This is a genomic window from Pseudonocardia sp. 73-21, assembly GCF_001899645.1.
Taxonomy (GTDB): Bacteria; Actinomycetota; Actinomycetes; order Mycobacteriales; family Pseudonocardiaceae; genus Pseudonocardia.
Genome location: NZ_MKVV01000045.1, coordinates 58308 through 69903 on the forward strand (window position 1 = coordinate 58308; position 11596 = coordinate 69903).

Sequence of the window (11596 nt, forward strand, 5' to 3'; positions counted from 1 at the left end):
GGGTGCTACGCGGTGGCCCCCACCCGCACCACCACTTCGCGGCGGGTGCGCCGGGCCGGCCCCAGGAGCGCCGTGAGGCGGACGACCAGCACGGCCGTGACCCCGGCGGTGGCGGCGGCCAGCAGGTCCAGCACGGCGTGCAGCAGGACGCCGTCCGCGAGGGCCTGCACGCCCGTGCGCAACGACCAGAGCAGCACGACCACCCCGAGCACGACACCGGCCGCCCACAGCAGCCACCAGACCAGCAGCAGCCGCGACGGGCGGGGACGGACGCCTGCGGGGCGGCCCCACGCCGTGTGCTCGATCTCGGCCAGCACGGACCCCGGCACCGCGAGGTTGAGCCCCGGCAGCACCCAGCCGACGACGGTCGCGCGGGCCGAACGGGAGGGCGCCACCCCGGCCCCCTCGGCCGCGGCCGCACCGGCGCGCAGGGTCCAGGCCACCAGCACGAGACCGGCCAGCAGCGCGAGCACCGGAGCGACCGTGCCCGCGGTGTTCACCAGCGCGTCCGAGACGGCGACGACCGTGGCGGACAGCGCCCGGTCCCGGCTGGCGAGCAGCAGGACGTACCGCCAGATCTCGGCCCCCGCCGCCACCACGGCCACGACGGCGGTGGCCCAGAGCAGCGGGACGAGGGTGTTCAGCAGCGTGCGGGCGGCGCGCAGCGGGTCGGGCGGGGGCTCGGCCGGCTCCGGGTCCACCCAGGCCTGCGCCGGGAACCCCCACCGCGGCAGGAACCGGTAGCGCGGAGGACCGGCGTACGGCGCGCGCGGGGGCGGCGGCGGGGCGGGCATCGCGGACGCGGGCGGCTCCGCCGTCCAGTGCAGGGGCGCGAGGTAGCGGCCGCAGAACGGGCAGAACGGGCCGCCCGCGGGCACCGAACGCTGCCCGCAGCGCGGGCAGATGACCGGTGAACCCGGCGTGGCCATCCCGCCGCGCCTAGATGACGTCGGGCGCGGCGCCGTCGCGCTCGCTGACCATGGGACGGCCGTTGGCCGCCCACGACTGCATCCCGCCTCCCACGTTGACGGCCGCGCGGCCGTTCTGGTTGAGGAACGCGACGACGCGCCCGGAGCGGCCGCCGGAGCGGCAGATCACGTAGACGGGATCGGCCTCCGGCACGTCGGCGATGCGCGTCGGCACCTCGTTCATGGGCAGGTGGGTGGCGTCGGGGGCGTGGCCTGCGGCCCACTCGTCGTCCTCACGGACGTCGAGCAGGACGGCGTCGGCGGGCAGCTCGGTCACGCCGATCTCGGGAACCGCGTTCATGGGGCGAATCATGACACGACCGGTGGTGACGCCGGGGTGAACGCGGCGACCTCGGATGGCAGCAGGGACCGCTCAGTGCACCATCGCCTTCTCCGAGCCCGCACCCGTCAGGGAGCGGACCTCCATCTCGGCGCACTTCGCCGTGCCGGACCCCGTGCGGCCGCCGACGTAGGTGCCGGCGATGCCCAGCAGGAACGACACCGGGATGGAGACGATGCCCGGGTTCTCCAGCGGGAAGAAGTCCCACCCGCCGCCCGGGAAGATGACGCTCTCCGGGCCGGAGACGACCGGCGAGAAGAGGATCAGCAGCACGCAGACGCCGAGGCCGCCGTAGATGCTCCACAGCGCGCCGGTGGTGTTGAACCGCTTCCAGAACAGCGAGTAGAAGATCGTCGGCAGGTTCGCCGAGGCCGCCACCGCGAACGCCAGCGCCACCAGGAACGCGATGGTGATGCCGTTGACGAGGATGCCGCCGACGATCACGAAGGCGCCGACCGCGAGCGCCGGGCGACCCACACGTCCTGGTCCGGGGTGGCCTGGCCCTTCTTGATCACGTTGGCGTACACGTCGTGGGCGAACGACGCCGAGGCCGTGATCGTCAGGCCGGCCACCACCGCGAGGATCGTGGCGAACGCGACCGCCGAGACCGGGCCGAGCAGGATCTCGCCACCGAGCTGGTAGGCCAGCAACGGCGCCGCCGAGTTCGCGCCACCGGGGGCGGCCTTGATGGCGTCCGGGCCGACCAGGTCGGCCGCACCGAAGCCGAGCACCAGCGTGAACAGGGAGAAGACGCCGATCAGCCAGATCGCCCAGACCACCGAGCTGCGGGCCGCCTTCGCGGTGGGCACGGTGTCGCGGCGGCCCGCACGGGGCGCTGCCGCATGCGGAACGCGAGCACGTCGCCCATCGTGAACTTCCCGGTGTTGCGCAACAGCTCCGCCACCAGCAGCAACGCGACGAGCCACGCCACGAGGAAGCCGATGGAGTAGAGGAAACCGTCGTAGCCGCTCGTGGCGATGGCCCCGGCGATACCGAGGAACGACGCCGCCGAGAGCTAGTCGCCGGCGATCGCGACGCCGTTCTGCTGTCCGGTGAACGACCGGCCCGCGGCGTAGTAGTCCGGGGCGGTCTTGTTGGTGCGGCTCGCCCGGTAGCCGAACACCAGCGTGATGGCGATGAACACGACGAAGATGCCGATGTTCAGGGCCGGGTTGCCCACGGCGGTCATGCCCCGCCCTCGATCCGGTCGCGGAGGCGCTCGGCCGCCGGATCGATGTTGCGGTTCGCGTACCGCACGTAGAGCGTGGTGATCACGAACGTGCTGACGAACTGCAGCAGACCGAAGATCAGACCGATGTTGATGTTGCCGGCCACCTTGGTGGCCATGAACGCCGGCGCGTAGGACGCCAGCAGCACGTACAGGAGATACCAGGCCAGGAACGCCGCGCTCATCGGGAAGACGAAACGGCGCAGTCGCGACCTGAGGTCGGCGAACTCCGGACTGGCCTGTACCTGTTCGTAGATGGTGCCTGTGGACCGCTCGCCGGTCGTACTCACGGCTTCCTCCCGTTTTCCTGTTTCCCGGTGCAACTGTCATTGCCGCCGCATGGTTACTCACCGGGCAATGAACACTGCGTGATCATCTAACCCCGGAGGGTGATTGCGCAGCGAACCATAGTGCGGAGCACGACGGATCTCCGACCGGGTCTCTAGCCGCCGGGACGGCCCCGCTCGGCGAGCCGGTCGCGGCTGAGCCCCAGCCGTTCCGGGGCGTGCAGCTGCAGCAGCACCTGGTCGGCGTCCGCCGGCACGCGCTTCGCGGTCAGCTTGCTGACCCCGACCATGACCAGGAACGCCGCCGGCACGCTGACCAGCGCGGGGCGGTAGAGCAGCACGCCCGCCCAGCTCGAGTCGGCGATGCCGGCGAGGCTGACCCCCACCGCGCCGGCCGACAGCAGGCCCCCGACCAGCACCCCGGCGATGGCCCCGCGGTCGGTGAGCCCGCGCCACCAGATCCCGAGCAGCAGCAACGGGCAGAACGTCGACGCCGCCACGGCGAACACCAGGGCGACCGCCTCGGAGAAGTCCAGCCGCGTGACGAACAGCGACAGCGCCAGCGGCACGGCGCCGGCGAGCACGGCGGAGAGCCGGAAGTCCCGGACCCGGCCGGTGCCCAGCAGGTCGGTGGACAGCACGCCGGCGATGCTCACGACCAGCCCCGACGACGTGGAGAGGAACGCCGCCCACGCGCCGGCCGCCACCACCGCGCCCAGGATCGCGCCCGCGAGCGAGCTGCCCAGGACCGCCGACGGCAGCAGCAGGACGGCCGCGTCGGTGTCGCCGCTGACCAGCAGCTGCGGTGTGTACAGCCGCGACAACGCCCCGACCAGCGTCACCGTCATGTAGAACGCCCCGATCAGGGCCAGCACGACCACCGCGGTGCGACGAGCCGCCCGGCCGTCGGGGTTGGTGTAGAAGCGCACCAGCACGTGGGGCAGCCCCATCGTGCCGAGGAACGTCGCGAGGATCAGCGAGTACGTGGCCAGCAGCCCGTACGGGCGGCCCTCCGGGAACGGGGTCAGCCAGTCGGCGTCCTCGACCGGGGCCCCGGCCACGATCGGCACGGGGGAACCGGCCAGGAAATCCAGCGTCGCGTCGGCCTTCACCGTGTGGGTGCCGGGCTCCCAGCGCAGCGACGCGCTGACCCGTTGCACGCCGTCGACGAGGCCGGTGGCGGTGAGGTCGACCGGGGCGCGCACCTGCAGCTGGACGTCGGTGTCGATGGACACCGTCGTGGCGGCGGTGAACACCGGCGGGGCGGGGCGGTCGAACGTGCGGTCGCCGCCGACGAAGTACACGAGCGCGATGACGGCGGGCAGGGCCAGCGCCGCGAACTTGAACCAGTACTGGAACGCCTGCACGAACGTGATCGACCGCATGCCGCCCAGCAGCACCGTGGCGACGACGACGACCGCGGCGGCCACCTCCCCCGTCCACGACGGGAGGGAGGTGACGATCGCGATCGTGAGCCCCGCACCCTGCAGCTGCGGCAGCAGGTAGAGCCAACCGATGATGATCACGAAGATCGTGCAGACCATGCGCAGCACGGGTGACCGCAGCCGGGCCTCGGCGAAGTCCGGCACCGTGTAGGCCCCGGAGCGCCGCAGCGGTGCGGCCACGAACAGCACGAGCGCGAGGTAGCCGGCGGCGTAGCCGACCGGGTACCAGAGGGCGTCCACGCCGTCGCGCAGGATGAGCCCGGCGATACCCAGGAACGAGGCCGCCGACAGGTACTCGCCCGAGATCGCGCTCGCGTTGGCCGTGGGGCCGACGGTGCGGGAGGCGACCAGGAAGTCCGACGTGCTGCGCGCCACCCGGACCCCGATGGAGCCGATCACCGCCGAGGCCACGGCGACGAGGCCCATGGCCACGATCGCAAGGATGGCGGTGGTCGTCACGGAGCCACTATGTCAATTCCGGTCGCTGTACGTCACGAACTCCGGGACGACCGACCCGATCGGGGTTGAGCCCGAGGCGTTCCGGGGCGTGCAGCCGCAGCAGGACCTGCTCGGTGTCGACCGGGATCTCGGCCCGCGTCAGCCGGCTGACGACGATCATCGCGAGGAACGCCGCGGGCACCGTGACCGCGGCCGGCCGGTAGAGCAGCACGCCGATCCAGTCGTCGGGCAGGTCGGCGAACATGCTCAGGCCGGTGGCCGCCCCCGAGAGCACACCGCCCACGAGCACACCGGCGATCGCCCCCCGTGCCGTCAGGCCCCGCCACCAGATGCCCAGCACCAGGAGCGGGCAGAACGTGGACGCGGCCACGGCGAACACCAGCGGCACGGTGAGCGAGAAGTCCAGCCGGGTGACGGTGAGCGCCAGGGCCAGCGGGATCACGCTGGACAGCACCGCGGCCAGCCGGAAGTCCTGCAGCCGGCCGCGCAGCACATCGGTGAACAGCACCCCGGCCAGGCTCACGACGAGCCCCGACGACGTGGACAGGAACGCGGCGGCGGCCCCTGCGGCCACCAGCCCGCCCAGGAGCCAGCCGCCCCAGCCCGGCCCCAGCGCGGCCGTCGGTACGAGCAGGATCGCCGCGTCGGTCTGACCGCTGACCAGCAGCTGCGGCGTGTAGAACCGCGACAGCGCTCCGAGCAGCGTCACCAGGACGTAGAAGCCGCCGATCATCGCGAGCACCGCCACGGTGGTGCGCCGGGCCGCCCGGCCGTCGGCGTTGGTGTAGAAGCGCACCAGCACGTGCGGCAGCCCCATGGTGCCCAGGAACCCGGCGATGAGGATCGAGTAGATCTCCAGCAGCTGGTCGCCCTTGTCCCCGGACATCGGGGCCAGCCAGTCACGGTCGGTGGTCGGTGCACCCGCGGGCGTGGGCACCGCGGATCCCGCCTCGAACTCCAGCGTGGATCCCGCCGCCACCGCGTGCCGGCCCGGAGCCCACTGCACCGGCCCGTCCACCGTCCGGCCGTCGACGGTGCCCTTCGCCGTGAAGTCGACGGGGCCGGCCGTCTGCAGCAGCACCGGCGTGCGCACCTGCACGGTGGTGCGGTCGGCGAACTGCGGCGGCGCGGGCCGGTCGAAGGTGCGGGCGTCGGACAGGAACAGGCCGACGATGATGATCGCCGGCACGGCCAGCGCCGTGAGCTTGAGCCAGTACTGGAACGCCTGCACGAACGTGATGGAGCGCATCCCGCCACCGACCACCGTCAGCAGCACGACCACCCCGGCCGCAGCGATGCCGCTCCACGCCGGGAGCGACGTCAGCGTCGTCAGCGCGAGGCCGGCGCCCTGCAGCTGCGGCAGCAGGTAGAGCCAGCCGATGACCAGCACGAACAGGGTGCACAGCCGTCGCAGCGCGGGCGAGGACAGCCGGGCCTCGGCGAAGTCGGGCACCGTGTACGCCCCAGAGCGGCGCAGCGGCGCCGCCACGAACAGGAGCAGGGCGAGATAACCCGCCACGAACGCGACCGGGTACCAGAGGGCGTCGGCCCCCTCGCGGAGGATGAGCCCGGCGATGCCCAGGAACGACGCCGCCGACAGGTACTCCCCCGAGATCGCACTCGCGTTGGCGATCGGGCTGACGGTGCGGGAGGCGACCAGGAAGTCCGACGTGCTGCGCGCCACCCGGACCCCGAAGGACCCGATGACCGCCGACACGACGCCGACGAGGGCGATGGCGACGAGCGCCACCACCGAGGGGGTGGTCATGCCCTATTCCTGCACGTGGTCGGCGAAGTTCTGCTCCACGCGCTCCGCGGTGCGGGTGTGCCACCACCCCAGTCCGAGCAGGAACGGGTAGACCAGCACCCCGAGCAGCAGCCAGGGCAGCCGCAGGCCCAGCACGTCGAACTCGCCGATGGCCGGGAACAGCGCGAACAGCAGGGGCAGGGTCCCCAGCGTCACGCCGGCAACCGCGGCGAACCGGAGCGCCACCATGAGCTGCGTGCCGATGAGGTTGCTGCGCAACAGCGCGCCGACGGCTGTCGCCTCCTGGATGTCCACGACCGTGCGCACCGGACGGGCCACGCCCTTGCGCTCGGCGAGCACCACCCGGACCCGCTTGGGCGAGTCGGCATCCGCGCCGTCGGTGCGCGGTGCCCGAGCAGCGCGCGGCATCTCCGCCGCGCGCTGCTCGGGCACCGCGATCGCCCCGGGCGGTGGGGGGTGCACCGGGGGCGGGGGCAGGGCGTTCGCCGACCACAGGATCTCGTCGTGCTCGGTGCCGTCCGGCACGAAGTCGTCGTCGTCGTCGACGTCGTCGAGGACCGGTCCACCACGGACCGGACCGACCGGGCCGTCGGGGATCGGCCCGTCGAGGACGGGAGCGGTCAGGGGACCGGGATCGGGGTCCCGTGGCGGCCCTCCGGAAACGGGGGTGCCGGCGGGCGGGGTGAACGGACGCGGCGGGGTGGCCGTCCACGCCCCCGCGGGCGGCGCGGCGTTCGGGGGCGGCGCGGCGTTCGGGGGCGGCGCGGCGTTCGGGGGCGGCGCCACGTTCGGGGGCGGCGTGGGCCGGCCCGGCTGGGTGACGTGCACCGGCGTCACCGGCGGCGCGGTGGGCGTCGGCGGTGCGGGCAGGACCGGTGCCGACAGCAGTCGGGCAGCAGCCGCGCCGTAGGGTCTCGCGGGTGCACCGGTGCGCCCCGCGGCCGGCTTCGCCGGGACACCGGACGGCAGCGACGGGCCACCGAGCACCGGACGATCACGCGCGGAACGGTCGGGGCCGGTCCAGGCCTCGGTGTCGCCGTAGGCCCCGGCGGGCCCGCGCCGGGGCAGCTTCGGCGGCCGGGGCGGACCGACGGGCGCCGGAGCCTCGGCGGCGGGATCCGGTGTGGCGGTGGAGTGCCGGGGGACGTAGCCCACGGCGGTGCTGGGGTCGGGGTTGTCCCGGCGCGCGTGGCGTCCGCCGGTACCGGAGCTCTTCGCCGCGATCCGGCGGGCGATCTCGTCCTGCAGCCACAGGGAGCCCGAGTCGGTCTTCTTGTCGCAGTGGTCGGGCTCGTCCGCGGGGTCGGGCGCCGTCGACGGCGGGGCGGCGCTGTTCTGCGCCTCCGCGGGGAAACGAACGTCGGCGCCATCGACGGACGTGCTCACCGCCGTCCGCCTCTCAACGCGGGAGGTCCCGGGTCATCGCTGGCTCCACGCCTGCTTCGTGGCGCGCACCAGCCGGTCCTTCAGCTCGCGGGTGTGGCGGCGGCTGACGGGCAGCTCGGCGCAGTCCGGCCCGTTGCCGACGCGCACGACGTAACCGGAGCCCGACAGGCGCAGCTCGGTGACCAGCGGCAACGACACCAGGAACGACCGGTGGATGCGCACGAACCCGGCGTCGCGCCAGCGGTCCTCGAGCACCGACAGCGGGATGCGGACCAGGTGGCTGCCCTCGTGGGTGTGCAGCCGGGCGTAGTCGCCCTGGGCCTCGACGTAGCGCACCGCCGAGCGGGGCACGAGCTTCGTGGTGCCGGCGAGCTCGACCGGGATGACCTCGTCCTCGCCGTTCTCCTCGCGGACCGGCTCCGCCACGCCGCTGGTGCGGCGCACGAGGATGCGGTCGATGGCGGCGGAGAGGCGCTCGGCGCGCAGGGGCTTGAGGAGGTAGTCCTCCGCCCCCACCTCGTAGGCGTCGACGGCGCGGTCGTCGTGGGCGGTCACGAACACCACGGCGGGCGGGACAGCCATGGAGGAGAACACGCGCGCGAGCTCCAGACCGTCGAGGCCGGGCATCCGGATGTCGAGGAACACGACCTCGACGTCGGTGCGCTCGGCCACCCGCAGGCCGGTCATCGGGTTGGCCATGCCGCGCCCGGCGGCCTGACCGGCCGGCTGGGCCTCCCGCACGCCCTGGCGGCTGTTGAGCACCCGCAGCGCGTCGGTGGCGTTGGACGCCTTGAGGACCACGCCGACGCGCGGCTCCTCGTTCAGGAGGTAGGCGAGTTCTTCGAGGGCCGGCTCCTCGTCATCCACCGCGAGGACGACCAGGCCGCCGGAGCTGTCGTTGCTGTCCACGATCTCCTCATCCTGCGTGTCCGGTGCGGACCGGCCCTCCGGCGATCAGCCCCGGGGTCGGTCGTCGACCATGGTGACGGTGAATCCGTGTGAGTGCCAGGGTTCAGCACCAATCGGGTTCATTCGATCACACCCTGCTACAAACCGTACCGCGCCCAGGCGGCCCTGACCCGTGCAGCCTCCGCGAAACCCAGCAGGAGATCCGCACCTGCGGCGGGTGAGCCCGCGAGGCCCAGCCGGGCGAGCAGCGGTTTGCGGCCCTCCACGGGCACGAGCTCAGCGTCCGGGAACCGTTCGGTGAGCACCCCGCGCGCCGTGCCCAGCCCGTCGATCAGACCGAGCTCCAGCGCCCGCGCCCCGGTCCACACCTCACCGGTGAACAGGTCGCCCTGCAGCTTCGCGCCCCTGAGTCGATCACCTCTGCGGGACACGACCCAGTCCTTGAACATGGTGTGCAGCTGGTCCTGCAGGCCGTGCAGCCACTCGACGTCCTCGGACTTCTCCGGCAGGAACGGATCGAGCCGCGACTTCGACTCCCCGGCCGTGTAGAGCCGCCGCTCGATCCCGAAGCGCTCGATCAGCCCGTCGAGGCCGAAGCTCTGGGTGATGACCCCGATCGAGCCCACCAGCGACGTCGGGTGCGCGTAGATCTCGTCGGCGGCGCAGGCCAGCCAGTACCCGCCCGACGCCGCCACGTCCTCGCAGAAGGCCAGCACGGGCACCTCGTGCTCGGCGGCGAGACCCCGGATGCGGTCGGCCACCAGCGCTGACTGGGTGGGTGATCCCCCGGGTGAGTTCACCAGGAGCGCCACGGCCGCGAGCCCGTCGGGGGCGAACGCCCGCTCGAGCGTCTTCTCCATGGTGGTCGCGTTGATCACCGCGCGGGGCACCGGCCCGGCCGAGGACGCGATCACCCCCTGCAGGCGGACCATCGAGACGACGGATCTGTCGCCCCGCTCCCCCAGGCGTCCGGGGAGATGGGAGGCGAGCCGGTCGGGGATGCGCAACGCGTCCATCCCGCCACGCTACGCGGAAGGGCCGGACCTGTGAGCTGTGCGGAGCGCCTCTGGCGGCCCCTGAACAGTGATCACACGGGCGGGCCTCGACCGAGCGGCGGCAGCGGGGCTCGGACGGGTGGGCGGCCGGGCGAGGCGCGGCCCGCGGGTGGGCGATCCGGCGAGGACGCAGAGGACCCATCGACCTTCGACGAAGGTGATCGACACGATCAGTGCGTCTGCGCCCCACCAGGACGATTCCGTGCGGACGGCCCCGATCACCGCGCGCGTCGGCCGACCATGATCGGCGTCCGCCGCACCTCAGTGCCCAGCGTGGGGCGATGTCGTACGAGCTGCGGCGATCATGACGGGAGCGGCGGACCGCTCGATCCCCACCGTCCCGGGCACGATCCACGCCTCCGCCCGACGGCCCCTTGCCCATGATCACCCACCGGGGGCCTTCCACCGCACCCCACACGGCTGCGCGTCCCCCAACGATGATCACCACCGTCCGCCCGGCTTCCGCCCCGTGTCCGCCGTCCCCGGACGACGGTCAGACGCGGATGCCCGCCCGGAACTTCGGCACGCGCAGGGTGATCTTCATGCCCGCGCCCAACGCCGTGTCCACCACCAGGCCGAAGTCGTCGCCGAACGTGGAGCGCATCCGGTCGTCGACGTTGCCCAGGCCGACGTGGGCGCCGGAGAGGTGGGCGTCGTCGAGGTCCTCGGTGAGCCGGGACGGGTCCATGCCGATCCCGTCGTCCTCGACGATGATCACGCACTCGGCGCCGGCGTTCTCCGCGGTGATGGTGATCGTGCCGCCGTTGGGCTTGCTCGCCAGCCCGTGCCGCACGGCGTTCTCCACCAGCGGCTGCAGGGCCAGGAACGGCAGCACCACCGACAGCACCTCGGGCGCGATCTGCAGCTTGATGTTGAGCCGGGCGCCGAAGCGGGCCTTCTCCAGCCGCACGTAGCGCTCGATGTTGTTGAGCTCGTCCTGCAGCGTGGTGAACTCGCCCGCGGTGCGGAAGGAGTAGCGCGTGAAGTCGGCGAACTCGATGAGCAGCTCGCGGGCCCGCACCGGGTCGGTGCGGATGAACGACGCGATGGTGGTGAGCGCGTTGTAGACGAAGTGCGGGGAGATCTGCGCGCGCAGGGCGCGGACCTCGGCGCGGCCGAGCCGGGCCCGCGATTCGTCGAGCTCGGCGAGCTCCAGCTGGCTGGAGACGTAGCGCGCGACCTCGGCGGTGGCCCGCAGCAGCACCGGGCCCGCGGTGGCGGTGGTGAGCGCGGCCAGGGTGCCGACGATGGCCCCGTCGGTCTCCAGCGGCACCACGACGATGCCGCGGACCACGCAGTCGGTGCGTTCGCACGTGATGGCCGAGTGCGACATCACCTGCTGGCGCCCGGTGGAGATCACCTGGTCGGCGAGCCCGCGGACGTCGGGTTCGTGCTGGTCGGCGTCGCCGTCCCAGCCGAGGGTGTTGCCGCGGTTGTCGGTCATCGACAGCGCGCAGGTGTCGAGCAGCTGGCGCAGGTAGGGCAGCGCGAACGACGCCGAGTTCGGCGAGAGCCCCTCCCGCAGGGCGGGCGCGGCCAGCGCCACGGTGTGCAGCGTGGCGAAGGTGGCGCGCTCCAGCGGCGTGGCGAAGGTGTTGCGGCGGTTGCGGACGAAGTAGAAGATCGCGATGGCGATGCTGGCCACCGCGAGGGCGATGAGCCCGAAGAACAGCGTGGACGTCGAGAGCAGGTCCCCCACGTCAGTCCACCTCCCCCCGTACTCTCGCCCGGGCCATGATCCCGGCACCGTC

9 protein-coding genes and 1 pseudogene are annotated in these 11596 nt (G+C 73.0%); all 10 read right to left on the reverse strand.

Annotation, left to right across the window (positions count from 1 at the left end; all coding sequences use genetic code 11):
- Nucleotides 1-5 precede the first annotated feature (5 nt).
- Nucleotides 6-929, reverse strand: a complete 924-nt coding sequence (locus BGP03_RS14090) for a DUF4328 domain-containing protein (protein WP_296375221.1) — start codon at nt 927-929, stop codon at nt 6-8.
- A 10-nt stretch (nt 930-939) separates the two neighbouring features.
- On the reverse strand, nt 940-1269 hold the full coding sequence (locus BGP03_RS14095; protein ID WP_296375222.1) for a rhodanese-like domain-containing protein: 330 nt from the start codon (nt 1267-1269) through the stop codon (nt 940-942).
- 72 nt (nt 1270-1341) lie between these two features.
- Nucleotides 1342-2497 (reverse strand): annotated as a pseudogene (locus tag BGP03_RS14100) (hypothetical protein).
- Entirely contained in the window at nt 2494-2826 is a 333-nt protein-coding gene (locus BGP03_RS14105; RefSeq protein WP_298797211.1) for a DUF485 domain-containing protein, read from the reverse strand. Before BGP03_RS14105 ends, BGP03_RS14100 begins: the two are co-directional and overlap by 4 nt.
- 152 nt (nt 2827-2978) lie before the next feature.
- The gene (locus BGP03_RS14110; RefSeq protein WP_296366343.1) at nt 2979-4727 is read right to left on the reverse strand and encodes a cation acetate symporter; all 1749 of its coding nucleotides are present in this window, start codon (nt 4725-4727) and stop codon (nt 2979-2981) included.
- Nucleotides 4728-4734: 7 nt separating this feature from the next.
- Nucleotides 4735-6495 (reverse strand): cation acetate symporter, encoded by a 1761-nt coding sequence (locus tag BGP03_RS14115; protein WP_298797209.1) that lies wholly within the window; start codon nt 6493-6495, stop codon nt 4735-4737.
- A 3-nt stretch (nt 6496-6498) separates the two neighbouring features.
- The gene (locus BGP03_RS14120) at nt 6499-7881 is read right to left on the reverse strand and encodes a hypothetical protein (RefSeq protein ID WP_298797207.1); all 1383 of its coding nucleotides are present in this window, start codon (nt 7879-7881) and stop codon (nt 6499-6501) included.
- Nucleotides 7882-7914: 33 nt separating this feature from the next.
- Complete coding sequence (locus BGP03_RS14125; RefSeq protein WP_296366348.1) at nt 7915-8790, reverse strand: LytTR family DNA-binding domain-containing protein; 876 nt, start codon at nt 8788-8790, stop codon at nt 7915-7917.
- A gap of 137 nt (nt 8791-8927) precedes the next feature.
- Nucleotides 8928-9797 carry a S49 family peptidase gene (locus tag BGP03_RS14130; protein ID WP_296366387.1) on the reverse strand — a complete coding sequence of 290 codons (870 nt, stop codon included), beginning with the start codon at nt 9795-9797 and terminating at the stop codon, nt 8928-8930.
- 541 nt (nt 9798-10338) lie between these two features.
- Entirely contained in the window at nt 10339-11544 is a 1206-nt protein-coding gene (locus BGP03_RS14135; RefSeq protein ID WP_296366350.1) for a histidine kinase, read from the reverse strand.
- Nucleotides 11545-11596 lie beyond the last annotated feature (52 nt).